The organism is Chlorobium sp. N1 (genome assembly GCF_004332115.1).
Lineage (GTDB): Bacteria > Bacteroidota > Chlorobiia > Chlorobiales > Chlorobiaceae > Chlorobium.
In genome coordinates this window covers 308,683-332,801 of the sequence record NZ_SJPA01000001.1, presented here as the reverse complement: position 1 = coordinate 332,801, position 24,119 = coordinate 308,683, and the positions used below count along the sequence as shown (strand labels likewise).

The 24,119-nt window shown below is 60.4% G+C and carries 24 protein-coding genes; 9 read left to right on the top strand and 15 right to left on the bottom strand.

What is annotated here, in order from left to right; all coding sequences use genetic code 11:
- The first annotated feature begins 89 nt into the window (after nt 1-89).
- Nucleotides 90-956, top strand: a complete 867-nt coding sequence (locus E0L29_RS01505; RefSeq protein WP_131353807.1) for an alpha/beta hydrolase — start codon at nt 90-92, stop codon at nt 954-956.
- Nucleotides 957-968: 12 nt separating this feature from the next.
- Here E0L29_RS01505 and E0L29_RS01500 read toward each other — a convergent pair whose 3' ends face one another.
- Nucleotides 969-1,388, bottom strand: a complete 420-nt coding sequence (locus E0L29_RS01500; protein ID WP_131353805.1) for a secondary thiamine-phosphate synthase enzyme YjbQ — start codon at nt 1,386-1,388, stop codon at nt 969-971.
- Nucleotides 1,389-1,497: 109 nt separating this feature from the next.
- Between E0L29_RS01500 and E0L29_RS01495 the strand changes: the two genes are divergently transcribed.
- Both E0L29_RS01495 and E0L29_RS01490 read left to right on the top strand, forming a co-directional pair.
- Nucleotides 1,498-2,004 (top strand): hypothetical protein, encoded by a 507-nt coding sequence (locus tag E0L29_RS01495; RefSeq protein WP_131353803.1) that lies wholly within the window; start codon nt 1,498-1,500, stop codon nt 2,002-2,004.
- Nucleotides 2,005-2,012: 8 nt separating this feature from the next.
- Nucleotides 2,013-2,825 (top strand): type III pantothenate kinase, encoded by an 813-nt coding sequence (locus E0L29_RS01490; RefSeq protein WP_131353801.1) that lies wholly within the window; start codon nt 2,013-2,015, stop codon nt 2,823-2,825.
- Here E0L29_RS01490 and aroB read toward each other — a convergent pair.
- The 4 genes from aroB to tgt all read right to left on the bottom strand — a co-directional run bounded on the left by aroB (nt 2,803) and on the right by tgt (nt 7,068).
- Nucleotides 2,803-3,900, bottom strand: coding sequence for a 3-dehydroquinate synthase (gene aroB / locus E0L29_RS01485; protein ID WP_131353799.1), 1,098 nt, complete (start codon nt 3,898-3,900; stop codon nt 2,803-2,805). The genes E0L29_RS01490 and aroB overlap by 23 nt on opposite strands.
- Nucleotides 3,897-4,502 (bottom strand): shikimate kinase, encoded by a 606-nt coding sequence (locus tag E0L29_RS01480; RefSeq protein ID WP_131353797.1) that lies wholly within the window; start codon nt 4,500-4,502, stop codon nt 3,897-3,899. The genes aroB and E0L29_RS01480 overlap by 4 nt, the downstream gene beginning before the upstream one ends.
- A 112-nt stretch (nt 4,503-4,614) precedes the next feature.
- Nucleotides 4,615-5,934 (bottom strand): 30S ribosomal protein S12 methylthiotransferase RimO, encoded by a 1,320-nt coding sequence (rimO, locus tag E0L29_RS01475; protein WP_131353795.1) that lies wholly within the window; start codon nt 5,932-5,934, stop codon nt 4,615-4,617.
- Between the two features lie 3 nt (nt 5,935-5,937).
- Nucleotides 5,938-7,068 (bottom strand): tRNA guanosine(34) transglycosylase Tgt, encoded by a 1,131-nt coding sequence (gene tgt, locus E0L29_RS01470; RefSeq protein WP_131353793.1) that lies wholly within the window; start codon nt 7,066-7,068, stop codon nt 5,938-5,940.
- 318 nt (nt 7,069-7,386) lie between these two features.
- Between tgt and E0L29_RS01465 the strand changes: the two genes are divergently transcribed.
- Both E0L29_RS01465 and E0L29_RS01460 read left to right on the top strand, forming a co-directional pair.
- Nucleotides 7,387-7,725: a c-type cytochrome gene (locus E0L29_RS01465; protein ID WP_131353791.1), complete on the top strand. Its 339-nt coding sequence runs from the start codon at nt 7,387-7,389 to the stop codon at nt 7,723-7,725.
- A 28-nt stretch (nt 7,726-7,753) separates the two neighbouring features.
- On the top strand, nt 7,754-9,037 hold the full coding sequence (locus E0L29_RS01460; protein WP_242664237.1) for a hypothetical protein: 1,284 nt from the start codon (nt 7,754-7,756) through the stop codon (nt 9,035-9,037).
- Nucleotides 9,038-9,142: 105 nt separating this feature from the next.
- Here the strand turns inward: E0L29_RS01460 and E0L29_RS01455 are convergent, their stop codons facing one another.
- The 3 genes from E0L29_RS01455 to E0L29_RS01445 are packed head-to-tail and all read right to left on the bottom strand — an operon-like array spanning nt 9,143 to nt 12,525.
- Nucleotides 9,143-9,961 carry a transglutaminase family protein gene (locus E0L29_RS01455; protein ID WP_131353789.1) on the bottom strand — a complete coding sequence of 273 codons (819 nt, stop codon included), beginning with the start codon at nt 9,959-9,961 and terminating at the stop codon, nt 9,143-9,145.
- A 12-nt stretch (nt 9,962-9,973) separates the two neighbouring features.
- Nucleotides 9,974-11,050, bottom strand: a complete 1,077-nt coding sequence (locus E0L29_RS01450; RefSeq protein ID WP_131353787.1) for an alpha-E domain-containing protein — start codon at nt 11,048-11,050, stop codon at nt 9,974-9,976.
- Between the two features lie 26 nt (nt 11,051-11,076).
- The gene (locus tag E0L29_RS01445) at nt 11,077-12,525 is read right to left on the bottom strand and encodes a circularly permuted type 2 ATP-grasp protein (RefSeq protein WP_131353785.1); all 1,449 of its coding nucleotides are present in this window, start codon (nt 12,523-12,525) and stop codon (nt 11,077-11,079) included.
- 231 nt (nt 12,526-12,756) lie between these two features.
- Between E0L29_RS01445 and E0L29_RS01440 the strand changes: the two genes are divergently transcribed.
- On the top strand, nt 12,757-13,770 hold the full coding sequence (locus E0L29_RS01440; RefSeq protein WP_131353783.1) for an NAD-dependent epimerase: 1,014 nt from the start codon (nt 12,757-12,759) through the stop codon (nt 13,768-13,770).
- A 24-nt stretch (nt 13,771-13,794) separates the two neighbouring features.
- A complete protein-coding gene (locus E0L29_RS01435) occupies nt 13,795-14,586 on the top strand; it encodes a hypothetical protein (RefSeq protein WP_131353781.1) in 792 nt (263 codons plus the stop codon).
- A gap of 54 nt (nt 14,587-14,640) precedes the next feature.
- Here E0L29_RS01435 and E0L29_RS01430 read toward each other — a convergent pair whose 3' ends face one another.
- A complete protein-coding gene (locus E0L29_RS01430) occupies nt 14,641-15,048 on the bottom strand; it encodes a response regulator (protein WP_131353779.1) in 408 nt (135 codons plus the stop codon).
- Between the two features lie 132 nt (nt 15,049-15,180).
- The gene (locus tag E0L29_RS01425; protein ID WP_165498797.1) at nt 15,181-15,684 is read right to left on the bottom strand and encodes a chemotaxis protein CheD; all 504 of its coding nucleotides are present in this window, start codon (nt 15,682-15,684) and stop codon (nt 15,181-15,183) included.
- Nucleotides 15,685-16,014: 330 nt separating this feature from the next.
- Between E0L29_RS01425 and E0L29_RS01420 the strand changes: the two genes are divergently transcribed.
- Nucleotides 16,015-17,136 (top strand): HAMP domain-containing sensor histidine kinase, encoded by a 1,122-nt coding sequence (locus E0L29_RS01420; RefSeq protein ID WP_165498796.1) that lies wholly within the window; start codon nt 16,015-16,017, stop codon nt 17,134-17,136.
- 23 nt (nt 17,137-17,159) lie between these two features.
- Entirely contained in the window at nt 17,160-19,493 is a 2,334-nt protein-coding gene (locus tag E0L29_RS01415; RefSeq protein ID WP_131353773.1) for a GAF domain-containing protein, read from the top strand.
- Nucleotides 19,494-19,506: 13 nt separating this feature from the next.
- Here the strand turns inward: E0L29_RS01415 and E0L29_RS11475 are convergent, their stop codons facing one another.
- Genes E0L29_RS11475 through E0L29_RS01395 form a run of 5 tightly spaced genes read right to left on the bottom strand, consistent with a single transcriptional unit; the run spans nt 19,507 to nt 24,101 of the window.
- On the bottom strand, nt 19,507-20,073 hold the full coding sequence (locus tag E0L29_RS11475; protein WP_165498795.1) for an exosortase-associated EpsI family protein: 567 nt from the start codon (nt 20,071-20,073) through the stop codon (nt 19,507-19,509).
- Nucleotides 20,074-20,090: 17 nt separating this feature from the next.
- Entirely contained in the window at nt 20,091-20,573 is a 483-nt protein-coding gene (locus tag E0L29_RS11470; protein ID WP_165498794.1) for a hypothetical protein, read from the bottom strand.
- The gene (locus E0L29_RS01405; RefSeq protein ID WP_131353769.1) at nt 20,570-21,382 is read right to left on the bottom strand and encodes an archaeosortase/exosortase family protein; all 813 of its coding nucleotides are present in this window, start codon (nt 21,380-21,382) and stop codon (nt 20,570-20,572) included. Before E0L29_RS01405 ends, E0L29_RS11470 begins: the two co-directional genes overlap by 4 nt.
- Nucleotides 21,379-23,334 (bottom strand): tetratricopeptide repeat protein, encoded by a 1,956-nt coding sequence (locus E0L29_RS01400; protein ID WP_131353767.1) that lies wholly within the window; start codon nt 23,332-23,334, stop codon nt 21,379-21,381. The genes E0L29_RS01405 and E0L29_RS01400 overlap by 4 nt, the downstream gene beginning before the upstream one ends.
- Nucleotides 23,331-24,101, bottom strand: coding sequence for a hypothetical protein (locus E0L29_RS01395; RefSeq protein ID WP_131353765.1), 771 nt, complete (start codon nt 24,099-24,101; stop codon nt 23,331-23,333). The genes E0L29_RS01400 and E0L29_RS01395 overlap by 4 nt, the downstream gene beginning before the upstream one ends.
- Nucleotides 24,102-24,119 lie beyond the last annotated feature (18 nt).

Genomic DNA, 24,119 nt, shown 5'->3' with positions numbered 1-24,119 from the left:
ATACGAAAAAAGGCCCGCATCCCGGGCCTTTTTTCATTATGTTTCCTTTGGACCCAGAGCTTCCCCAAACCAGTAATTCTTTTCTCCGTATGGGTTTTGCCCTCAAGGCCGGCGACTCGCAGGTCGAGTGCCGGGGATTCAGGGTGCACTGCCGGGTCGCCGGGAGCGGCCGGCCGCCCTATCTCCTGCTCCTGCACGGGAGCTTCCTCTCCATGCGCTCCTGGCGCCGAGTGATGGAGCCGCTCTCGGAATCGGCGACGGTGATTGCCGTCGACCGTCCCGCGTTCGGAGAGACCTCCAGGCCCCTGCCTTCACGCACCGGCAACGTCAGCTACGCCCCGGAGGCGCAGAGCGACATGCTGGCCGAGCTGCTCGGGAACATCGGCGTCGATCGCGCCGTCTTCGTCGGCAACTCCACCGGCGGAACGCTTGCGATGCTGACCGCGCTGCGCCATCCCGAGCGCGTTTCCGCCCTGGTGCTCGTCGACGCCATGATCTACAGCGCCTATGCCGCCAGCGGCGTTCCCCGGGTGGTGAAGCCGCTCTTGAAGGCGGCAAGCCCGCTCTTTTCGGGCCTCATGCGTCTCATGATCAGCCGGTTTTTCGACCGCCTGCTCCGGAGCTTCTGGCACGATCCAGCCCGACTTCCGGCCGAGACGCTCTCCGCCTACCGCGCCGACATGATGCAGGGCGCATGGCCGAGAGCCTTCTGGGAGGTGTTCCTGGAGACCCATCATCTGCACCTGGCAGAACGGATCCCCTCGCTCGGGGTGCCTTCGCTCGTCGTTACCGGAAGGCACGACCAGACGGTGCAGGTGGAGGAGAGCCTCCGGCTCGGCCGGGAGCTTCCCGGCGCCGAGCTGGAGGTGGTCGACGACTGCGCCCACCTTCCGCAGGAGGAGCAGCCGGAGGTGTTCGTGGCCGCGGTGAAGCGCTTCCTCCTGCGGATCGGCTGAGGAAGGGGAGCGCTATTCGCCGATGATCTTGACGAGCACCCGTTTGCGGCGCCGCCCGTCGAACTCGCCGTAGAAGATCTGCTCCCAGGTGCCGAAGTGCAGTGTGCCGTTCGTGACGGCCACGACCACCTCACGCCCCATCACCTGGCGCTTGTGGTGGGCGTCGCCGTTGTCCTCGCCGGTGCGGTTGTGGCGGTAGCGGCTGAGGGGTTCGTGCGGAGCGAGCTCCTCGAGCCACCGCTTGTAGTCCTCGTGCAGGCCCGGCTCGTCGTCGTTGATGAAGACCGAGGCGGTGATGTGCATGGCGTTGACGAGGCAGAGCCCCTCGCGGATCCCGCTTTCCCGGAGCGCCTCCCCGACCTCGGGGGTGATGTTCCGGAAGCCCATCCGTTCGGGGATGTTGAAGTAGAGCTCTTTGTGGTATGACTTCATTCCGGCGGCCTCCTTTTGCCTCTCTTTTTCTTGTTTTATTGCACTGCGGAAGTTAAGCTTTATTTTCAGAGTCGCACCAGCATCCACGAACACCAGATACCCTTCCGACATGGCCGAAGCGTTCCAGTACCCCATGACCTACCCCGCCGTCTGGCTGGACTATTACTATTACGGGACATGGTTTCTCTCCATGTTCCTTCTTGCCCTCGGCTGGGGGCTCTTCTTTCGCTACGGCAGGTTCACCTACGCCATCAACCTCGGCTGTTTCTGGAAGACGGCCATGATGCTCATGCTCTTCGTCGTGACGCTCGGCCTGCCGATGTACTACAATACGAAGTTTTCGGCCGAGCACGGCCAGGACGGGGACTCGGTGCGCATAGAGGGCGAGCGTATGCAGTACCTCGACCGGAAGGGGCGTGTCGTTTCCTTTCCTCTTTCGGAGATCAGGGCTATCCGCCAGGAGGCGGTGACCTACAATCCTCCGCCGAAAATCTTCATCGTGGCCGAAACACCGACCGGGCGGGACTCCGTCTACGTGACCGAAAAGCTGCCGGACTATCGGCGGTTCCTCGACGAGCTCTCCTCGAGAAGCGGCGTCAAGGCAGAGCTCCGGTAGTGTTCGCAATGGAGACGACGGCCTGCGACTCCTTTCCGGCGCTTCTCGTTGCCGAAATCGGCAACACGACGACCGCGATTGCCGTTCTCGCCGGGGGCGAGGTGGGTGATTCCCTGCAGCTTTCCTCCGCCGGACTCTCCTCTCCGGAAGCCGCCGGAGAGTTTCTCGCCCCGTTTCTGGCCGAGCACCCCTTCCTTCGGGACGCCGTCGTGAGCTCCGTTGTTCCCGGGGCCGGCGACGCGCTTGCCGCCTTCTTCGGCAAGGTTCTCGGCGGAAGGGTCCTCCGGCTCGACGCCTCCCTCTCCCTTCCCTTCGCCCTCGGCTACGATCCCCCATCGGCCATCGGCGCCGACCGCCTGGCGCTTTTGGCCCGCTCTTGCATGCTCGGGAAGGGGCGGGCCGTCATCGCCCTGGACATCGGTACGGCCATCACCTTCGACGTGCTTTCCGGAGGGAACGTCCATCTCGGGGGGCTCATCATGCCGGGTCTCGAGCTGACGGCTTCGGCGCTGCACGAGCGGACTGCGCTGTTGCCGAAGGTGGAGCTGGACCGGCCCCGTTCGCTCATGGGCCGCTCTACCGTCGACTGCATCAGGAGCGGGGTGGTATGGGGTGGTGCATGCAAGGTCGAGGGGCTCCTGCGGCGGATCCGCCGGGAGCTCGAGCGAGAGCACGGGGAGCGGGACGTGCTGGTGGTGGCGACCGGCGGCAACGCCGGGCTCCTGGTTCCGATGCTGGAGGAGGAGGTGCTGCTGGATCCCCACGCGGTGCTGCGGGGGGCGGCCTACCTGTTCGAGCTCAACAGGAGCGCGGGTTCCTGAAAAAATCCTTTGCCGATTCAATCGCCCTCAGGACTTCCCGGTCCTCGACGTCCTCTTCGAGGAGGAACGCCTCGCCGAGCGCGCGCAGCAGCACGAACCGCAGCCTGCTGTCGAGCTTCTTCTTGTCGGAGAGCATATTCTCGAGCAGCACGGGTGCCTCGATGCTGAGGAAGCGCTTCTCGACGAGTCCCCGGGGGAAGCGGAACTTCCGGATGAGTGCGAGCCCCCGTTCGAGCGAGGCTTCATCGAGGTAGCCGAGATGGTTTGAAAGGGAGAGGGCGCAGGCCATGCCGATGGTGACTGCCTCGCCGTGGCGGATGAAACGGTAGTCGGCGAGCTTTTCGAGCCCGTGCGCGAAGGTGTGGCCGAAGTTCAGGGTGGCGCGCAGTCCGCTCATCTCGCGGAAGTCGGCCTCGACGACCGCCTCCTTGATCTCGGCGCTCCGCCGGACAGCCTCGGTGAGGTATGGCTCTTCGAGCGCTGTGACTTCTTCGAAGTGTTCGTCGAGCCGCTCGAACATGGCCCGGTCGGCGATGAAGCCGTACTTGACCACTTCCGACAGGCCGGAGTAGATCTCCCGCGCTGGCAGGGTGCGGAGGTAGGATGGGTCGATCAGCACCAGTTCGGGGAGGTGGAAGAATCCGATGAGGTTCTTGCCGAGCGGGTGGTTGACGGCCACCTTTCCACCGATCGAGCTGTCGGTCATGGCCAGGAGCGTGGTCGGGAGCTGGATGACGGGGATGCCGCGGTAGTAGCTCGCCGCGATGAATCCTCCGAGGTCTCCGACCACGCCGCCGCCGACAGCCAGGAGGTTCCAGCTGCGGTCGACTCCGGCCTCGATCATCCGGCCGTAGAGCTTGAAGGCCGTGCTGAAGCTTTTCGAGTTCTCCCTCGATGGAACGGTGAGTTCGAGCACGGTGAACCCTTCGGCCTTCATGGCGGAAAGCAGTTTCTCGCCGAAGAGCTTTCGGGTGTTGGTGTCGAAAAGGACGACGGTCTTCTGTTTCAGGCCATGGGCCCGGAACCGCTCCCTGAGGCCGGCCGTCGCCGCGCCCGAAACGATGATGGTGCTCACTTCTGCTGCTGTTGATGTTGGGCGTCCGCTGCCGAGGCTTTGCGCACGAGCCGTTCTATTTTCCTTGTCAGTTCCTCGACCGTCGAGCCGATCCTTTTCTGGTCGGTATGGACGGTGACGGCCGCCTGCAGGTACCGGGGTTCCCGTTCCTCGAGGATCAGCCGTATCTTCTCCTCGAGCTCTTCGCGGCTGTGCCGTCGTCCTCCCTCGGCCCTGAGGAGCGGCCGGTCGCGTTTGTTGACGAGGCGTCGGGCCAGGCTCGAGGGTGAGGATTTCAGGTAGACCAGCGTGCCGGCCCGGCTGATGAACTCGTGCGAAGGGTCGTACTCGAGGGCGCCGCCGCCGAGCGATACCACCTTCTCCCGCTCTCCTGCGACCGACCTGATCGCCTGGAGCTCGAGCTCCCTGAAGGCCGCCTCCCCCTCATCGGAGAAGATCGCAGTGATGGATTTGCCCGTCCGGCGTTCGACCTCCTGGTCGACGTCGAGGAACTCGTAGCCGAGCGAGTTGGCAAGAAGCGGGCCGATGGTCGACTTGCCCGAACCGCTGAAGCCGGTCAGGAAGATGAGTGAGTGCTCTTTTTGTTCGACTGCTCGTTCCATTCCTCATGTTTGCGCCGCTTGCCGGGCGTTTCTTTCCACGGTTCGCCGTGTGTCGGCGGACCAGCGGCAAATATAGTCAAAATTGACGAAAAAGCCCTTCGGTCGGGGGCCCTCAGCCCTCCGCGGCGGTGAGGGTGCCGTGGAGTTCGTAGGCGTCGGAGGCGCTGATGCGCGCTTTTACGAAGGTTCCCGGCAGGGCGGTGAGGCCGGCGGGATCGAGCAGGCAGTCGTTGTCGACTTCCGGCGCGTCATATTCCGTGCGTCCGACGAGGAGCAGGCCCTCCTCTCCCTCTTCCTCGCGGTCGACGAGGATGCGGAGTTCCTCTCCTTCGAAGGCGGCATTCTTTTTTTCGGCGATTCCCTCCTGCAGCTCCATCAGTTCCCGCACCCGTTCCTCCTTCTCCTTGTCCGGCACGTCGTCCCGGAGCCGGTAGGCGGGGGAGTGCTCCTCGTGGCGGTAGGGGAAGCACCCGAGCCGGTCGAATCCCACATCGCCGACGAAGCGGAGCATCTCCTCGAACTCGCGTCGGCTCTCGCCGGGGTAGCCGGCGATCATGGTGGTGCGCAGCCGGATCTCGGGGTTGCGCTCCCTGATTTCTTCGATGAGCCGGCGCGATTCCCCGCCGGTGATGCCGCGGTTCATGGAGCGGAGCAGCGGGTCGCTGGCGTGCTGGAGCGGCAGGTCGAGGTAGTTGCAGACGTTCTTTCTCCGGCGCATGGTGTCGATGACCTCGAGCGGGAAGCCGAGCGGGTAGGCGTAGAGCAGCCGCAGCCAGTCGAAGCCCATGTCGGAGAGGCGCAGGAGCAGTTCGTTGAGCATCTGCCTGCCGTAGAGGTCCACGCCGTAGAGCGTGATGTCCTGGGCGATGAGGCTGAGCTCCCGCACCCCCTTCTCCTGCAGCAGGCGCGCTTCGCGCAGGAGCTGGTCCATGCTCTGGCTCTGGTAGCGGCCGCGGATTTTGGGGATCGAGCAGAAGGAGCAGCTGCGGCTGCACCCTTCGGCGATCTTGAGGTAGGAGCTGTGGCGGGGTTCGCTGATCGAGCGGTGGTCGTGGAGCTCGAGGCGGTAGCGGGTGCCGAGCGCCTCGAGCACGGCCGGCAGTTCGCGCGTGCCGAAGAATCCGTCAACCTCCGGCAGCTCCTCCTGCAGTTCATTGCGGTAGAGCTCGGTGAGGCATCCCATGACGTAGACCTTGCGGACCGTGCCGGCCTCCTTCAGTTCGACGGCAGAGAGGATCTCGGCGATCGACTCCTCCTTGGCGTCCTCGATGAAGCCGCAGGTGTTGATGAGGATCGCTTCGGCCTCTCCGGCCTGCTCGGTGAAGCGCACGCCCGCTGCCTCCGCCTGCGCCTGCAGCCGTTCGGAGTCCACGGTGTTCTTCGAACAGCCGAGGGTGAGCAGGAAGACCGTGGTTTTGGCTCCGGTGTCCATGGCTCAGGCCTCCCCGCGGTTGAACTCTTCGAGCACGGCCGCCTTCCACTCGAGGAACGAGCCCTTCTCGATCTCTTGCCTTGCGGTGCGGGTGAGCCACATGAAGAATGCGATGTTCTGCAGGGTGCAGAGCTTGAGGCCGAGGATCTCGCCGACGTTGAGGAGGTGGCGTATGTAGGCGCGGCTGTAGTGGCCGGAGACGTGGCTTTCGAACCCCTCGTCCAGGGGGCGGAAGTCCTCGGCGTATTTGGCCGAGCGGAGGTTCATCTTTCCCTTCCTGGTATAGACCCGGCCGTTCCGGCCTTCCCGGGTCGGGATGACGCAGTCGAACATGTCGACGCCGCGTTCTATGGCGTTGAGGATGTTCTCCGGGGTGCCGACCCCCATCAGGTAGCGGGGCTTATGTTCGGGGAGCATGGTGTGTGAGAGCTCGAGGATGCGGTACATCTCCTCGGCCGGTTCACCGACCGCCATGCCGCCGATCGCGTAGCCCTCGAAGTCGAGTTCGACGAGGGCTTTGGCCGAGATGGTGCGCAGGTCCGCGTGCGTGCCGCCCTGGGTGATGGCGAAGAGCATCTGGGGATGGCCGTAGAGCGGCTCCGTCTGCAGGAAGCGGCGACGCGCCCGCTCGGCCCAGCGGATGGTGAGCTCCCCCGACTTTCGGATGTACTCGCGCTCGGCGGTGGCGGAGGGGCACTCGTCGAGGGGCATCATGATGTCGCTGCCGATGATGCGCTGGGTGTCGACGACGTTCTCCGGCGTGAACTGCAGCATCGAGCCGTCGAGGTGGGACTTGAAGGCCACCCCCTCTTCGGTGATCTTGCGGAGCTCCGAGAGCGAGTAGACCTGGTAGCCTCCGCTGTCGGTAAGCAGCGGCCCCTGCCAGTCCATGAAGCGGTGCACCCCGCCGGCTTTCGCGATGATGTGGTTGCCGGGCTTCAGGTAGAGGTGGTAGGTGTTGGCGAGGATGATCTGGGCCTCTTGCTCCAGGAGCTCGTGCGGCTCTACCGACTTGACGCTCGCCCGGGTGCCGACCGGCATGAAGACGGGGGTGCGGATTTCGCCGTGCCCGGTCGAAAGGGTGCCGGTGCGGGCGGCAGAGCGCGGGTCGGTTGTCTCTAGGCGGAAGCTCATGGGGGTGGTGCTCTGTCTCTCTCTCTGGGGGGGCTGTTCTTGCTACCACTGAAGGTAACCACCCGAAAAGAGAAATCAAACAGGACGATATGCCTTCATGGGCGCTGCTCCGCAGTGCATGGAGTGGGTAGTGCTCCTTTTTTTTTGTAGTATTATTAACGATTGTTATATTGCTGTTAACTCAATGCCGGCAACTGCTGTTTTCCGGCCTTTTTATTCGGGCGGATATTAACGATTGTTAATCTTCTGGGCCCGGTCGAAGTGTGGCGATGTTGCTTCACAGTCGAGTTTCCCCATTAACCAGACCCCATATAAGCCATGAGAATACTTCGCGCTTCAGCCGCGTTCGCGCTGGCCTTTTCCCTTTCCCAGTCGTTTCCCCTTGCCGAACCTGCGCTGGCAGCGGAGCATGACCTGGCCAGGGGGGAGTCGATCTACGGTTCCACCTGTTCTACCTGCCACAATAGCGGCATCATGGGCGCTCCGAAGCCCGGAGATAAAGCCGCATGGGTCGACAGGATTGCCGGGGGCTTCGACCTCATGGTAGCGCATTCACTCAATGGTTTCAATGGTATGCCGGCGCGTGGCGGCCGCTCGTCGCTGACCGATACGGACGTGGCTGATGCTGTTGCATTCATGGTAAGCAAGAGCCGCTGAAAGAGCTTTGAGGGAACCCGTTCCCTTATTGTCAACCACAACCAACCACAAGGAGAATTTTATGCAGTTTAAACATCTGTATCGCGTGCTCGCGGGCGGTGCGGTCTCGGCCCTGCTGTTTGCGACGCCGACCGAGGTTTCGGCAACGCCGGTTTTCGCCCGGCAGACGGGTATGTCCTGTGCCGCCTGCCACTTCCAGCGTTATCCCATGCTCAATGCCTTCGGTCGCGAGTTCAAGGTCAGGGGATACACGATGAAGGGCGCCCAGGAAACCATTGAGGACAAGAATCTTTCCATTCCCTCGACCCTTAATTTCGGACTGGTGAGCAAACTCAGGTACCAGAAGAGAAACGGAAGCGCCACGACCGGGACTCCAGGGATGCTCAATGACGGTGAGTTCCAGATTCCCGATGAGGCATTTCTCTCGGTCGGCGGACGGGTCGCCCAGAATATCGGCTTCCAGGCAGAGCTGAACCTGGCCAATGTTGCGACCAACGGGGTTTTCGCCGCCTTCAAGATGCCCTTCGTTTTCGAGCCGACTCCCGACATCGTCGCCAATATCGTTCCGTTCACGACGGACGCTCAGGGGCCTTCGTACGGTTTCGAGCTGCTCAATACCGGTGCGGTGCGCTTCAACCGGGCGTTCGAACATCGGAATGAAACCTCTGCCCAGCAGTATCTCGGGACTGCGACACAGGCGACTGGCGCCTCATTCGCACTCTACAACAAGCTGGGATTCCTGACCTATGCGCCCTATGTGCAGCGGGCTTCCAATGCCGATCCAGCATTTTCGTCGGGAGAGATGCTCAGCTACCTCCGCGGAGCAGTGACTCCGACGGTCGGGGGATGGGACCTCGCTGCGGGATTCCAGCTGTGGAACGGCAGTTCGAAGCTGGAAGTTGCTGGCACAGAGACACCGACAAGTGCGGATGTCTGGGCGCTCGACGCACAGGCCCAGGGCAATGTCGGGAAACTGCCCCTTGGCGTCTATGTCACCTATGGTTCCGCAGCGGCAAGCTCCGCCGGTGATACCAATGTGTACAATACGAATACGGCGGGGGACAAGACCGCACTGACACTGGCTGCCGAACTCGGCGTCATACCTTATAAGCTCACGGTCGGTGCGGCATACAGAAACGCCAGCAGCGGAGCTTCAGCGAGCGATGCCGAAGATGCGGTTACGCTTGGTTTGAACTATATGCCGGCAAAGAACGTCACCCTGCAGGTCAACCACAGCTTCTACTCGTATGATGCATCTCTTGCCGCAGCGGGTGACAACCTTACGACCCTGATGCTTTACAGCGCGTTCTGATTGCGCCAGAGAAGGTTCCCTGTTAGCTGAAACCGGCCCGGGTGGCGATTCCGTTTGTGTGTGGCGGAAGCGTCTCTGGGCCGGTTTTTTTCTGTTGGCCGTATTTTACGATAAAGAGCTTACCCGTACCGATACTCCAAGTGTTTCGGTGGCGCTGCCTTTCCAGGTGCCGCGCACCGGCGGGACGTCACCGTAGTCGCGGCCGGAGCCGATCCTGATGTAGCGCTCGTCGGCCATGATGGTGCTGTGTGTCGGGTCCATGCCGACCCACCCTTTTTCCGTGCCGCACCATACTTCGCACCAGGCGTGGCTGGCCTCGTCGTGCCCTTCCGGCGTGCTGCCGCCGAAGAGGTAGCCGCTGACGTAGCGGGCCGGCAGGCCGAGGCTGCGGCAGCCGGCGAGCATCACGTGGGCGAAGTCCTGGCAGACGCCGCGTCCGAGGGCCATGACCACGCTGCTGGTGCTGTGTACGTCGGTCGCTCCCGGCTCGTAGGTGAAGGTGTCGTTGATCTTGCGGCAGAGGGCCTCGGCCTGCGCTTCGGGGCCGTCGGCTGAAGGGATGCCGGCGGCGAACTCCCGCACGGCGGGATCGAAGTGCGCGAAGCGGCTTTCGGCGAGGAAGTCGAGCAGGAGGATCTCTTCGTGCTCCTCCCTTCCGCTCCTTGCGGTTCCGGTTTCGACGACGGATGTGCCGAGGATGGCGACCCGTCTGTGGCTCCGGAGGAGGTTGAAGTGGTGGACCCGGTTGCCGTAGAAGTCGGTGTATTCGAAGATCGGGGCGGGCGGATCCACCTGCAGGGTGAAGCTGGTGCAGCGCTGCGTGGAGCCCTGTCCGGTATGGGGATGCAGGCGCACCTCCGTAGCGGTCTCGTAGATGGGCGCATCGTATTCGAAGATGGTGCGGTGTTCGACCTTGAGTATCATGGGGTGTTCCTGTTACGGGCAGTATGCCTGCTGTTGCTGCTGCTGGGCCTCCCGCCACTCCGCCTTCCTTCGGGTGGCCGGGAGGTTCCTGTCCTTATCGGGAAATGGTTCGATCTCCGGGGTGTGGGAGGCGAAATAGGTCAGGTGCGCCTCTTCGCCGACCTCCCTGATTCCCCGCTCGAGACGTTCCAGGTAGTGGTGGAGGCCCGTGTCGGAAATGTCGTCCATCGTCGTGAAGCTCAATTCCGCCTCCATTTTTCCGATGAGCCGGTCGGCGCTGTTGAGGGAGCGGCCTCCTGATCCTCCCGAAAGCCGCCAGAGCGCCTCTTTGGCGGCGCAGACCGAGAAGTTGATGCTGCGCGGGAAGCTGCGGTCGAGGATGAGGAACTCCATGATGCTGCGGGGCTCGATGCGTGCAAGGTAGCGCTTTCGGAACGCTTCGAGCGCGCTGCAGCTTTTCAGGACGGCCATCCACTCGATGATGTCGACCGATCGGCTGACGACCTCTTCGTGCTCCTGGCGGGTCGTTTCGAGCATGTGGTACTTGACGTCGACGAGGCGCGCGGTGTTGTCGGCCCGCTCGAGGTACTTGGCCACCTGCATGAAGTCCCACCCCTCGCTGCGCGGGAAGGTGCTGTCGGTGATGCCCTGGAAGAGGTGCGAGGCGTTCTTGATCTCGCGGTAGAAGCTGAACGGGTCGTTCTGCACGCTCTGCGGGGTGGCCGACTGGAGGTAGTGGTAGAGGTTGTTGATCTGTTCCCACATTTCGCTCGAGATGCTCTCGATCACGCTCCGGGCGTTTTCCCTGGCCATGCCGATGCATGAGATGATGGAGTTCGGGTTCTGGCGGTTGAAAACGAGGTAGTCGGTGACCGGCTCGGCGCCGTAGTCCCCGTAGGCGCTCTCGAAGCGCTCCCGGTCGCTCGTCACCAGTATCAGGGCGATCCAGCATTCGGGGCTCTCGACCGTCGTGATGCGGTTGAGGTCGAGCAGGAGGTTGAAGTTGACGTCGAGGAAGCGGGCGGTGTTTTCCGCACGTTCGACGTACCGGCTCATCCAGAAAAGCGATTCGGCGACACGGCTCAGCATGGCGTGAGTGTTTGGTTCGGTTGCGTTTATTCGTCGACGACCCAGGTGTCCTTGCTGCCGCCGCCCTGCGAGGAGTTGACGACGAGCGATCCCCGCTTGAGCGCCACGCGGGTCAGCCCGCCCGGCACGATCGTGGTCTTTTTCCCCGTCAGGACGTAGGGGCGAAGATCGATGTGGCAGCCGTAGAGCTCCGAGTCGTTGAGGACGCTCGGGTGGCGCGAGAGGGAGATGGTGGGCTGGGCGATGTAGTTGCGCGGGTTGGAGACGATCAGCTCCCTGAAGCGTTCCTGCTCTTCGAGGGTGGATTCTGGGCCGACCAGCATGCCGTAGCCGCCGGACTCGTTTGCCGATTTCACCACCAGCTCCCCGAGGTGTTCGAGGATGTACTTCATCTCCCAGGGATTGCCCGGCAGCCAGGTTGGCACGTTTTCGAGCACCGGGTCCTCGCCGAGGTAGTATCTGATCATCTTCGGCACGAAGCTGTAGATGACCTTGTCGTCGGCGATGCCGGTGCCGATGGCGTTGGCGAGCGTGACGTTGCCCTTGCGGTAGGCGTTGATGAGGCCTGCGACCCCGAGCTTCGAGTCGGGGCGGAAGCAGAGCGGGTCGAGGAAGGCGTCGTCGATGCGGCGGTAGATCACGTCGACCCGCTCCAGGCCGCGCGTGGTCCGCTTGTAGACGATGTTGTCGTTGACGACAAGATCCCGCCCTTCGGTCAGTTCGACGCCCATCTGGCGGGCCAGGAAGCTGTGTTCGAAGTAGGCCGAGTTGTAGATGCCGGGTGTAAGCACGACGACGTTCGGATCTCCCGGAACGGAGGAGCTTGCCTCCTGCAGGGTGCGCAGCAGCTCCTGCGGGTAATCTTCGACGGGGCGCACCTTGTACTGGCTGAAGAGTACCGGGAAGGCCCGTTTCATCGCCTGGCGGTTCTGCAGCATGTAGGAGACCCCGCTCGGGGTGCGGAGGTTGTCCTCGAGGACCAGGTAGCGGCCCTCCCTGTCCCGGATGATGTCGCTGCCGACGACGTGGACGTAGATTCCGAGCGGCGGGGTGACGCCGACGAACTCCCGGCGGAAATGCGGGCTGCCGAGGACGAGTTCCGCCGGAATGACCTTGTCGCGCAGGATCTTCTGCGTGTGGTAGATGTCGTAGAGAAAGAGGTTCAGTGCCGTGATGCGCTGTGTGAGCCCACGCTCGATGAGCGACCACTCCGCGGAGGGGATGATCCTCGGGATGAGGTCGAAGGGAAAGATCCTCTCGATGCCTTCCTCGAGGCCGTAGACCGTGAAGGTGATGCCCTGGTTGCGGAAGAAGATGTTTGCCATCTCCCGGCGCGTCTTGACGTCCTCGTGGGAGAACATGGCGAATCGGCGGAGCAGCTTTTCGTAGTGGGACCTGGCTCCGCCCTCCCGGGCGATCACCTCGTCGTAATACCGGGATGCTTCGGCATCGTATGCGTCAAAAAAACGCTTCATGTCGGTCTTTCGGTTGCTTCTCGATCTTTTTCTTGATGCTACCTGCTATATACTTAAATTTTTACGGAAATCGATTTTTGTCACCTAAAAAATTACATTTTCGAAGAGATTCTTCCCTTCAGGGGGCGGGGTATTATTGCCTTGTACGAACCCGTGTTTGTCCCTATACTTAAAACTGCCTGTTTTTTTGCCTCGTTTATCGGGGTACAACCGACTAACGACTGGACTGCAATGCATGTACTGGTGACCGGCGCAGCCGGATTTATCGGCTCCGGCGTATCCCGGAGGCTTCTCGAACGCGGTGACCGCGTGATCGGCGTCGACAACATGAACGACTACTACGAGGTGTCGCTGAAGGAGGCGCGCCTTGGGAAGCTGACCCCGCACGAGAATTTCGAGTTCGTCAAGGCGGACATCTCCGACCGCTCTGCGATGGAGGAGCTGTTCGAGAAGGGGAAGTTCGACCGGGTCGTGAACCTCGCCGCGCAGGCAGGAGTCCGCTATTCGATCGAGAACCCCCACTCCTACATCGAGAGCAACATCGTCGGCTTCATCAATATCCTCGAGGGCTGCCGCCACCATAACGTCGAGCATCTGGTCTACGCCTCCTCCAGTTCGGTCTACGGCGCCAACGAGACCATGCCCTTCTCGGTGCACGACAATGTCGACCACCCTCTTTCCCTTTACGCGGCCAGCAAGAAGGCCAACGAGCTGATGGCCCATACCTACAGCCATCTCTACCGGCTGCCGACGACGGGGCTCCGTTTCTTCACCGTCTACGGCCCCTGGGGCCGGCCCGACATGGCGCTCTTCCTCTTCACCGACGCCATCCTGAAGGGCAAGCCGATCAAGGTCTTCAACTACGGCAAGCATCGCCGCGACTTCACCTACATCGACGACATCGTCGAGGGGGTCATCCGCACCCTCGACCATGTGGCCCGTCCGAACCCGGACTGGTCGGGCCTGAAGCCCGATCCGGGATCGAGCCGCGCGCCGTGGAGGGTGTACAACATCGGCAACAGCAACCCGGTGGAGCTGATGGATTACATCGGGGCACTCGAGCGCGAGCTCGGCCGGACTGCCGAGAAAGAGATGCTTCCGCTCCAGCCGGGCGATGTGCCGGACACCTACGCCGACGTCGAGCAGCTGAAGGAGGACGTCGCGTACCAGCCTTCGACGACGGTGGACGAGGGCGTGAGGCGGTTCGTTCGGTGGTACCGGGAGTATTACGGCATTGCGGAGTGAACGGACGGGGCTGAACGGGCGGAGATGCTGAAAGAGATCATAAAAAACGCGACCGGCCGCGACCTTCCCATTTCGGGAGGGTCGGGCATGGAGCCGGATGATCCCGTGATCATCGATGTCGGGGATCCCCATGCGGCCTCGAGGATCGAAATGGAGGTCGTCCACGCCCTCTCCACGAAGCTCGGGCTTTACTGGAATTCGATTTCGAAAGAGGTCGTCAAGGGGCTCTACGGCCCTCTGGAGAAGCTGAGCTACGAGGTGAAGCGGGTGGAGGGCGAGCAGGTTTTTACGGAGACGCGTTCGATGTATTTCGACCTCTCGAAAGCAGTGCCTGCAGGGGAGAGGAGCCCCATCGCGATGATCTGGCTCGGGGAGCGGGTCGGGCTCTCCCTGCCCTACGAACTCGGCTGGCTCCATTTTACCGGCATGATCGACAACGAGGTGGAGAATCCGGGGCTCGGCGTGAGCGTCTCCTACGAGGGGCCGCGGCTGCGCGGGACGGTCTTCGTCTACGACAGGGGGATGGAGGGGATAGATATCCGGATCCGGCCGGACGGGGCGCACCGGGAGTTCATGGAGGCGGCCTCCGATATGCAGAAGATATACGGTGAGGTCAGGGAGATCAGGGATATCTCGAAACCCGGCCTCTACGGGAAGGTCTACGGCGTCGGGTCGGCCGTCGGCGTGCTCCAGCTCTCGACCGTTTCCGGCCGCTTCATCCTCTGCCGCCTCATGCTCGAGCCTCCCGTCGAGCAGCACAGTTTCGGCTGCCTGCAGCAGTCGATGTCCTTTTTTACCGCAATGGTCGGTGCGTGAGGCCGTCCCGATCTTTACCGGATCTTACCCGCATATTGCCTGCCGGTGACCGGTTCAGGCTTCCGCTATGCCATGGCCGGCGGCGGGGCTTTTTTCATCAAGGATATTGTTGATGATGCTTGTGATTTCGTCGGGCTCGACGGGTTTTGTGATGTAGGCGCTTGGCTTGAGCTTTTCGGCATTGATGATTTCATGGGTCTGGGCCCTGGCTGAAAGGAACACGAAGGGGATATCCTTCAGCCGGTCCTCCTGAAGGACTCTCCTGCGAAGTTCCAGCCCGTCCATGACCGGCATCATGACGTCCGAAAGGATCAGGTCCGGGGTGTTTTCAGAACAGACCTCGAGCGCTTCTTTGCCGTTTTCAGTAAGCAGCACCTTGAAGCCGTTGGTTGAGAGCAGGTACGATATCAGCCGTTTGGTGTGGGGCTCGTCTTCTACGAGCAGGATGGTTTTGTTTGACATGGCCGCATGGGGCAATTTTTTTTACAGATAGGGCGGATCGCCTAAGCTATTCTGTTTTCAATGTAGGCTCTCTAAAGGTAAAAACCTAAATGCGGCCTGCGTATGGCGGGCATGGAAATGCAGGTTCAGGGCTCAATGGGTTGAGTGGAAGTCGAAAAGTCGCGTTTCCGGGCTGTTGCCGATGCTCTGGAAGAGGATTCCGTTTTGCGTGTCGAGGCGTGCGATCATCCGTTCAAATCCACCCGTCGAACTGCAGCAGACCGGAATTCCCGCATTTTCAAGGATTGCCGTCAGGGAGTGCAGGTTATCGATGTGGATCGTGTCATGTTCACGCTTGAGGACATTGGCACCACCAATGAGGCAGACTCGCAGGGTTTCGGGTTCGGCTCCTTTTTCCCGCATGTCGTTCAAGAGCGTTTTCAGGGCATGACCGGCATAGCGGTTTCTGTCGGTCGTCGCAGCCGATGGTGGGTGGCCCGGCAACATGACGTGAGCCAGCCCGCCGACGCGGTTTCCGGGGCAGTATGCACAGATGGCGATGCATGAACCGAGCGGGCTTGAGATCAGGATCTCCCCTGATCGGGTTGTCGCCACTTCACCGGTATAGACCACTGTCTGCTGAGGCTGTATCATCATCCCGGTCATGGGGTTTCGTTATTGGTGTTCGGGTATGAGTGATATGATACGCTGCAGAGCGCTAAGAGGAAACTGTTTTTTCCGGGGTCCAAGGAATTCTCTCTCAATGAGAGTCTCCTTTACGACATCGCTTGCATGCTGAGAGCGGTTTCTCCTTGTTGCGACCTCCCGGAATGGCGGCAAAATGCCGGGCTATGGCTTGCTGATCGGGAATGGCGTCATATTGGCATCGTTATTGCCTTGTTTTGTTAACTTGTGCGGCACGTTCGATCTGGCTTCATGTGCCTATCGCCGTGGCCTCTTCGGAAACGTTTCAATGAAAGGACTGTTATGCCAAAGGAAGTTTTCCCTGAATCCTGCCGTGTTTTTTTCGATGGTGCCCCGACGGCCATGTGGTTGCAGCAGGGCAGGGAGGTCGTTTATGCAAATACCCTTGCCCTCTCGCTTTTCGGCTGTACCGCTCCCGAGTGTCTTGCGGGGAAGGACATCCTCTCGTTTCTTGTGTTCGGGGGTGGCGAGTCAGGCGATGAATATCAGGAAGCGCTGGCGTTGCTGAAGGCTGTCGAGGATGGCGAGGCCGCCTCTGTGGAGTGGCAGTGCAGGAGGCTTGATGGCGTCACGGTCGATCTCCATGTCGATCTTGGCAGGCACGTGATCGATGGCGAGGCGTTCATCCATCTTGCCGCTCGGGACGTTACGGGCGTTCTCGAAGCCATGCAGGGCTACCGAACAGCAATCCGGCAGACGGAAGAGTTCATTGCCACGTTTTCCCATGAGCTGCGTACCGCGCTCTTCAGCATCCTTGGCTTCAGCAATATCCTTCGACAGGATTCGACGGTCATTGACACCGAACAGATGAAGGAGTTCCTTTCCATTCTCAACGTCGAGACCCTGAAGATTTCCTCGCTGGTCGAGGACGTGCTTTCTCTTTCGCGCATCAAGGGATCCGCATCGCTTGATAAGCGTCGCCTTGTCGACATCGGCGGATTGCTCGAAGAGCTGGTGGGCGGATTGGCTGATGCCGCCGCACGGAAGAGGGTGGTCCTGCGCCTGAACCTGAAAGATGATGGGTTGAACGCTTTCGTGGCGCCCGATGCCGTAAAGAGGGCGCTGATAAATATTGTCGACAATGCCTTGATGCATACGCCTGCGGAGGGTAGTGTCGAACTGAGGGCTTTCGTCGATCGACTGAACTCGGTGGTCAGCGTGGAGGTCCGTGATTCGGGCATTGGCATTTCCGCGGCAGACCTGCCGCATATTTTCGACCGGTTTTACCGTGTGCAGCGCACCGGTATTCAGAATGACGGATACGGCCTCGGCCTGTCCATTTCGCGGGAGATTATCGGGAAAAACAACGGTTCCATTGCAGTCGAGAGCGAAATCGGCAAGGGATCGGTGTTCCGTGTCGATTTGCCTCTTTCCAAAACAGCCTCCGGCGCCGGTCTCGAATGATGTAACGGTCCAACCCCCATTTCATGTCCAATACCCTTGTATTCGATGGCTCCAGAAGGCGATGCTACACTTTTCTGCAGGACGTCCTCTCTGAGCTGACTCCTTCATTCTCTGAAAATCTCCGGGTGCTGAGCCGCAAGGTCTGCGAACTGAGCGGCAGCCGGGTTGCCCTGTATTTCCGCTACAAGAATTCTACGGATGAGGGGTATCTGGCTTCCGGCTACAATATCGAAACCTCTCTCATTGGAGAGTGCCTGCCGAAGGATGCCGGATGTGAGGCGATGCGGCGCTGGGCGATCAGCCGTTTCGGCCTTGAGCATGTCGTCAGCATTCCGGTAAGCTTCCGCGGGGAAGAGAGCGGCTGTATCATGATGCTTTCCGGCGAGCCGCATCAGTTTACCGTCGAAGAGCACGATGCCCTTCAAGCCGTTGCGCTGGTGTTTTCCTATAGTGAGGGTCGTCAGGATGCTTTAGGTGACGTGTCCTATAAAAACAGGGTTGGCGCGGCCCTTTTGAGCATCAACAAATACCTTTCCCGGGCAAAAAGCCGTGAGGCACTGCTTGGGGCCGTGTGCCGAGAGCTGGTCGACAAGCAGGGCGTCTTCAACGCATGGATTGCGCTTGTCGGTGATGATGGTCTTCTTGACGGGGAGGTCTTCCACGCAGGATTCAAGGAGGAGCGGTTTGCAAAAATGCACGTACTGCTTCGTAAGGGCCGGATGCCCGATTGTGCTCGCCAGGCACTCATTCAGAACGGGCTTCAGATCATCGATACGCCTGCGGTGAGCTGCAGCGCCTGTCCGCTTTCGAAGGGGTATGCCGGGCGTGGCGGCCTGTGTGTGCAGATTTCCCATGACGGGAGAACCTATGGCTGGTTGACGGTCTCCGTTCCGGCCAAGTACGTTTCCGATCATATCGAGCAGGCACTGCTTGTCGATCTTGCCGACGCTGTCGCGTTGCATCTTTATGCCATGGAGCTCGAAAAACAGCGATGCGAAGCCCAGGAAAGGAAGGATGTTCTTCTCGGACATTTCGAGCGTCTTTCCGCTTTCCGCCTTGCACAGGTGCAGTTGGCGCACAACGTACCCGTCGGCAGGATTCTACGGGAAACGATCGACGAGGCAGAACGCTGGACCGGCAGTTCGATGGGTTTTTTCCATTTTATCGATGAAGTCCAGGGCTATGTCCTTCCTCAGGCATGGTCGACACGGACGGCAGAGTCTCGCTGCCGGATGAAGGGAGGCGCTTCACATTCACCGCGCAATCCCGGCGTCTGGGCTGATGCCGTGAAGGAGAAACGGGCGGTGATTCATAACGACTATCATACGCTTCCCGGGAGAAAGGGGATTCCCGAGGGCCATCCGGAGGTAGTTCGTGAGCTGGTCGTTCCCATTATCCGCGACAACGTCGTCAAGGCGATACTGGGGGTTGGAAACAAGGAAGAGCCTTATTCGGAAGAGGATGCCAGATGGGTCTCAGCCATTGGGGACCAGGCATGGGACATTATTGAGAACAAGCTGTTTTTCGATCGCCAGAAGGCTTTGCACGCCCAGATTGAGCACGCCAGCAAGATGGAGATGATCGGCAAGCTTGCTGCTGGCATTACGCATGAAATCAACAACCCGCTCAATTTCATCAGCCTCAACGTTTCGAGCCTTGAGGCTGACTACACGGAGCTTGCGGCACTTCTTGGACACTATCGTGAATTGCTTGAAGGTGTCGAGCGGGCGGGGCAGTCGACTGAACTGACCGGAAAGATCCGGAGCATGGAGCACGCTCTTGACCTTGATGGCCTCCTTGTCGATCTGCCGAAGCAGCTTGCCGCGACACGCCAGGGGGTCGAGCGCATCACTGGCATTACAAGGAGTATGCGGAGTCTCTCGTTCAAGAGCATCACCGATACCCGCATTTTATCGGACATCAACAGGGTTGTTCAGGATGCCGTGATGCTTGCCGCACATGAAAGCAAGGGGGTTGCCGATCTGCGGGTGGAGTCCGCAACGGTGCCCGAGGTCGAATGCAATCCCTCGCAGATCGGCCAGGTGTTGCTGAATCTGATCCTGAACAGTTTGCAGGCCATCAAGTCCCAGCAGCGGAGCAGTCCGGGATCCGTCATCATCACAACCTGGTACGATGCCCGATGGGTGTATTGCAGCGTGGGTGATGACGGCCCGGGCATCGATGAATCGATCGGAAGCGAAGTGTATACCCCGTTTTTTACAACTAAAGATCAGGGGCTCGGTACCGGCCTGGGGCTGAGCATCTCGTTCGATATCGTTCGGAAGCACGGGGGAACCCTTACGTTCAACTGTCCTCCTGAAGGAGGGACTGTCTTTACCCTGTCGCTGCCATTGTAGGTGCAGGCTGAACCTAGATCTCATAGAGGAACAGGCATCGGTCGAGCAGCATCCTCCAGTCAGGCGGTTCATTGCCTGCCGACTGGAGGATCACCATTACCGGTTCGTTGCCGGACCGGCCGAAGGTCATTCTGCGGAGCGTGGTCTGCAGCCAGTAGCGGAGAACGGAGGGATGGCGGGAAAAGCCGTCTGAAAACCAGAAGACAGCCTGCCTGCGCTCTCCGTGACCGGAGAGCGTGAGGCGTTCGGCCGTTCCGCCATCGACGGCCAGCGCTCTTCTGTCCGTGATTTCCCATCCGCTGCCCTTGAGGCAGTAGAGCGGATCATGGACGGCGTGACGGTTGGCCGAGCCGTCAAGGGCGATGAGGATGAACGCATCGCTTCTGCACCGGTAGAGCCGTTTCATCACCCTGGCCTGGCCATAGAATTCGGTTTCCTCGGGGGAGAGCGGGATGGCGCGGCTCGAAAACGCATATCCTTCGGAAGGCAGTGCCGCAATCTGATTCCTTGAGACGTTCGGGCCGTGCCATTCCACTGCCGTTCCGAAAATCATCGCCGCGACGAGTGCCATCCAAAGCATAATGTTTTCGCGCTTGTTCACGTTGTCTTTGTTTTTCTGTTTGCAAGCATGAGGGCAAAAGCGCCCGATATCATAACGGCCGGCAGCATTCTTGCCGTGAGGATGTGCTCGTAAAAAAGTCTGCTGCCGATCCAGCCGTAGGCGGGCATCCAGGTCAGCGCGGAGAGCGTCCAGAGCAACTGCAGGGGCGAGAAAGGGAGCCAGCTTGCCAGGGCCACCGCCAGGCCGGCGTGCTGGAGTATGTGCAGTGATCCGATCTGACCGGCCAGCGTGAGCAGCAGCGCTATCGGCAACATGCGCATGTCCTGGGATTCTGCGATGTTCTGCGGCTTCCCGGAGAGGCGGAAGATGAAAAGGGGCGCGCACCAGACCAGCAGCACCAGCCATCCGTATCGGTCGTATCCGGAATGTTGCCATGCCCCCAGAAGGTCGCGGGCCTGCCAGAGGCTCCAGAGCGTAATGGCCGCTCTTGCTCCTGTTGTTCGGTGGCCGGGTGTCATTGCCGAGCGGATTTCTCTATGAGGGTGTTGCGCTGCAGGGTGAACAGGACCCAGCTGAGGCCGAACATGAGGAGCAGGACGCTCCAGCCGCCCCACCCGTGGAACACTCCGGACGCGAATTCCGGCGAGACGACGAGCGCTGCGAAGGTGATGGTGATGATGCGCAGCGTGTTGGCAATCCAGGAGATGACGATGAGGAGGGGAAGGTTGAGCCAGTAGGCCGGGTGGTGGCCAAGGATGATGTAGGCAAGCGACGAACCTGCAATGAGCATCGATTGCAGGGCGTTGATGCCGGAACAGGCGGGACTGACATCGATGGGCAGGCCCTCTACCAGCACCCGTGTCCCTTCGTGCACTGCATTGAAGCCGATCAGGGAGAAAAACTCCCCGGCCGCCCAGCTGCCTGAGAGCCGGAACCACCACCCCACAGCGTGCGCGTCAAGGAGCAACCACGGGAATGCCATCAGTGGCAGGATCAGCAGTTTTCGGACACGCTGTCGCCCTTCAGGCGCAAGCCTGGCCGATAACCAGATCCAGAGCAGGGCAGTCCATCCGACGGCAAGCATGAGGCTCCACCCTGTTGCCACTCCGGTCACGAGACTTGTCATGATGAGGATCAGCCCTTTCGATGAAAGCCTGAGGGGGCCTGGCTGCAGTTTCCAGGGGGCCCCGAGCCACACGAACAGGGGAAGGGAGAGCAGTATCGGCAGGCTGTCTGCAGGCTGGTCGGTCCAGGAGAGGTCACGCAACCAGATGAAGGCGGCCATCAGGGCCAGAAGCATGATGACGGGAATATCGCGTTTGCTCATTTTGACCTGTCCGCTTCAGCTTTTTCGATGGTCATGAGGTTTCTCCTCAACTGCATGTTGTCGGGAAATTCCCGTTGCAGTTCCAGGGTGAGTTTTCTGGCCTTTTCCAACTCTTGTTCACGGAATGCCACTTTTGCGAGGTAGCCTCTTGCCTCATTCGACGCATCGGCGATGCTTTCGTAAAGGCCACGCGCCTCGGCGGTTTTGCCTTCGGCGAGCAGGATCCGTGCACGGATCTCCCGGCCCGCCGTACTCTGGCTCAGCGCCGGCTGGCTTTCCAGGGCTGCTCTGGCTTTCTGGGGCTCTTTCTTCTCCAGTCGAGCAAGGCTCAACAGCCAGGCGGCCCGATAGCCTATTGCCGAATTTCGGCTGGTAAGCGTTTCGAGTTCGGCAATGCCGGCATCGGCTTCGTTGTTTGCCAGCATGAGCTCTGCGGAGAGCAGCTTCAGGCTTTCGGTTTCGGGCTGTTTGCGGGCAAATGCGAGGGCTTCACTGTTTCCCCGGTTGAAACGAAGCGACTGTGTCATCCCGTAAGCGACCCAGTCGGGGAAATCATCGGGTATTTTTTCCATGGCGTGCAGCTGCAGGGCGGCTTCAATCCAGCCTCCCGCCATGAAGACGGCAGCGAAGGCTTCCCGGCTTTTCATGAGGCGGGCGAGCTCGGGGGATGATTTCCCTCCATTGGCCATGCTCTCGAGCTGGGTGAAGAGCTGGTGGCGCCTGCGGCCTTTTTGCAGGGCGGAAAAAAACGAGTCGATGTCGATCGGCTGCGGGTGTTCGAGGCGGAAGGCGAGAACCTGTTCGATGGCCCGCTCGATATCGGGGTTCCAGGATGAGCGTTTGAAGGGATGGGAGAGGATCAGGTTGTAGGCGTTTTCTTCTTCGCCGTCTTTGAGCAGTTGCACTATACGGAGCCAGAAGATCTCCTGGCGCTGTTCGATAAACGCCTCACGGGCGTTGACTTCCGAGTTGTACCGCTTTTCGTCCCAGTATACGCCTTCGGGAAGCTCTTGCAGATAGAGGACCACTGGCGTCAGCTGTCCGAACAGGTCTGCTTTATCGGCCTTTTCGATCGTGGCTGGTGCCGCCATCTTGCTCCAGAAGAGCGCTTTCAGCCTGATGAAATCCGCTGAGTGGTCGTTGAGGTCTCTCGACCATGACTGTAGGGCGAGCTTGAGCTGCCCTCCCCGCCGGTAGAATTCAGCAAGCTGTTCGCGGTAGAGCGGGTTTTCCGGCATGGCCAGGTGTGCGGCGACATACTCCACGCGAGCCATCTGGCGACGGCCCATCCGTTCCAGGATCTGGCCGCGGAATGAGCGGACGTCGGGGTTTCTGGGGGCTATTCGGTATGCCTGTTCAAGAAGCCTCCAGGCATCCGGCATGTTTCCGGGGGCGGTCAGGATGGCGAGCCGGGTAAGCCGGGCCGCATCGGCTTCCCCCTCGAGGGAGTGTTCCTTCAGCAGCTTGATGGCACCGGCCCGGTCTCCCTGGATGAGCAGTGCGTCGACATCGAGAGCAAACCAGATTCCGGGACGGCTTTTACGGTTTTCCCATGTTTGACGCAGAGCCTGGTATTCCTTGAGTTCACCCCTAGCCAGCAGCGCCCGGCACATCATCATCGATGCCTCTTCATGCTGTTCGAAGGCTCTGGGGTCTTTTGCGAACAGGGCCTGGAGGCGGCCGATGTTGCCGAGTTTATGCAAGGCCTCAATTTCAAGATGGAGCCATTTTTTCTGCGTGTCGGGAAGTGAGCGGTCATGCATTCTGATGATGTCGAATGCCTGTGCCAGCCGGCCCTCCTCCAGCAGGTTTCCGGCTTCATTCAATGCCTGTTCATTTCGTGTTTTCCTGACGAAGTCGCTGATGCCGGTGAAACCGAAATAAAGGAGGCCTGCGGTCAACAAGACCAGGCCCCCGGCAATGATGATCCGAAATGCCCATCTCTTTTTCATGCACGGTTGTTCTTGGCGGCCGGGGTCAGCTGCCTGTTGCGCAGATAGACGATCATCAGCAGGAAAGTGCCGAGAATCAGAACGGTTGAGGGTTCGGGCGCGGTTGTCAATGCCGCCACGTTCTCAACTCCAATGTTGACGGCAAGAACCAGATCGTCAAATTGATCGCCGAACCCTGTCTCAAATCCGACGAGGAGCCAGGGGCTGTCGGCAATGGCGTAGGCAAGGGCGTTGCCGGCCATCGTGGAAAAATCGAATCCTTCGTTGTATGATGTGATGAACTCGAGGGCTGATCCGGCAGCGAGCTGGCCGTTGTTTATGCTGAAGAACTCCTCCCCAGGCACCTGATAATCCTTGGAGAAGACATTGCTGCTGACTGTGAACAGCTCTTCAGCGGCGGCGCCGTCGATGCTGTACTCCAATGTCGCCGCAGTCGCATTGGTGACGCCTCTACCGAGGAAGTAGGCTCCGCCGTTGTCGTAGTCGGTGGTTATGAGCAGTCTGGCAGGATCAATGCTGACAAGATCGCCGCTTTCGTACTCCGTTTGTGCTACGTCGTTGAGTACTTCGAGGTAGTCGGGAATGTCATTTCCGAACTCTGCGATATCGAACGGCCATGCAAAGGCTGTTCCGGAGAGTGGCGCCGCCAGCAGCATCGCTGCGGCCGCAGCTGCGCTTGTCGCTTTGCGGAAGAAAGACGCAATCCCGATAATCCTTCTGTCGGTTTGCAGGCTGGCGTTGTCCGGGCGCGTGATGATGGTCTCCATGATCATAGGGGGTTATGC

Excerpts from the sequence above, each read along its gene's own strand:
- E0L29_RS01505 (WP_131353807.1), top strand. The coding sequence starts at position 90 with ATGGGTTTTGCCCTCAAGGCCGGCGACTCGCAGGTCGAGTGCCGGGGA.
- E0L29_RS01500 (WP_131353805.1), bottom strand. The coding sequence starts at position 1,388 with ATGAAGTCATACCACAAAGAGCTCTACTTCAACATCCCCGAACGGATG.
- E0L29_RS01495 (WP_131353803.1), top strand. The coding sequence starts at position 1,498 with ATGGCCGAAGCGTTCCAGTACCCCATGACCTACCCCGCCGTCTGGCTG.
- E0L29_RS01490 (WP_131353801.1), top strand. The coding sequence starts at position 2,013 with ATGGAGACGACGGCCTGCGACTCCTTTCCGGCGCTTCTCGTTGCCGAA.
- E0L29_RS01480 (WP_131353797.1), bottom strand. The coding sequence starts at position 4,502 with ATGGAACGAGCAGTCGAACAAAAAGAGCACTCACTCATCTTCCTGACC.
- rimO (WP_131353795.1), bottom strand. The coding sequence starts at position 5,934 with ATGGACACCGGAGCCAAAACCACGGTCTTCCTGCTCACCCTCGGCTGT.
- tgt (WP_131353793.1), bottom strand. The coding sequence starts at position 7,068 with ATGAGCTTCCGCCTAGAGACAACCGACCCGCGCTCTGCCGCCCGCACC.
- E0L29_RS01465 (WP_131353791.1), top strand. The coding sequence starts at position 7,387 with ATGAGAATACTTCGCGCTTCAGCCGCGTTCGCGCTGGCCTTTTCCCTT.
- E0L29_RS01455 (WP_131353789.1), bottom strand. The coding sequence starts at position 9,961 with ATGATACTCAAGGTCGAACACCGCACCATCTTCGAATACGATGCGCCC.
- E0L29_RS01450 (WP_131353787.1), bottom strand. The coding sequence starts at position 11,050 with ATGCTGAGCCGTGTCGCCGAATCGCTTTTCTGGATGAGCCGGTACGTC.
- E0L29_RS01445 (WP_131353785.1), bottom strand. The coding sequence starts at position 12,525 with ATGAAGCGTTTTTTTGACGCATACGATGCCGAAGCATCCCGGTATTAC.
- E0L29_RS01440 (WP_131353783.1), top strand. The coding sequence starts at position 12,757 with ATGCATGTACTGGTGACCGGCGCAGCCGGATTTATCGGCTCCGGCGTA.
- E0L29_RS01435 (WP_131353781.1), top strand. The coding sequence starts at position 13,795 with ATGCTGAAAGAGATCATAAAAAACGCGACCGGCCGCGACCTTCCCATT.
- E0L29_RS01430 (WP_131353779.1), bottom strand. The coding sequence starts at position 15,048 with ATGTCAAACAAAACCATCCTGCTCGTAGAAGACGAGCCCCACACCAAA.
- E0L29_RS01425 (WP_165498797.1), bottom strand. The coding sequence starts at position 15,684 with ATGATGATACAGCCTCAGCAGACAGTGGTCTATACCGGTGAAGTGGCG.
- E0L29_RS01420 (WP_165498796.1), top strand. The coding sequence starts at position 16,015 with ATGCCAAAGGAAGTTTTCCCTGAATCCTGCCGTGTTTTTTTCGATGGT.
- E0L29_RS01415 (WP_131353773.1), top strand. The coding sequence starts at position 17,160 with ATGTCCAATACCCTTGTATTCGATGGCTCCAGAAGGCGATGCTACACT.
- E0L29_RS11475 (WP_165498795.1), bottom strand. The coding sequence starts at position 20,073 with ATGCTTTGGATGGCACTCGTCGCGGCGATGATTTTCGGAACGGCAGTG.
- E0L29_RS11470 (WP_165498794.1), bottom strand. The coding sequence starts at position 20,573 with ATGACACCCGGCCACCGAACAACAGGAGCAAGAGCGGCCATTACGCTC.
- E0L29_RS01405 (WP_131353769.1), bottom strand. The coding sequence starts at position 21,382 with ATGAGCAAACGCGATATTCCCGTCATCATGCTTCTGGCCCTGATGGCC.
- E0L29_RS01400 (WP_131353767.1), bottom strand. The coding sequence starts at position 23,334 with ATGAAAAAGAGATGGGCATTTCGGATCATCATTGCCGGGGGCCTGGTC.
- E0L29_RS01395 (WP_131353765.1), bottom strand. The coding sequence starts at position 24,101 with ATGGAGACCATCATCACGCGCCCGGACAACGCCAGCCTGCAAACCGAC.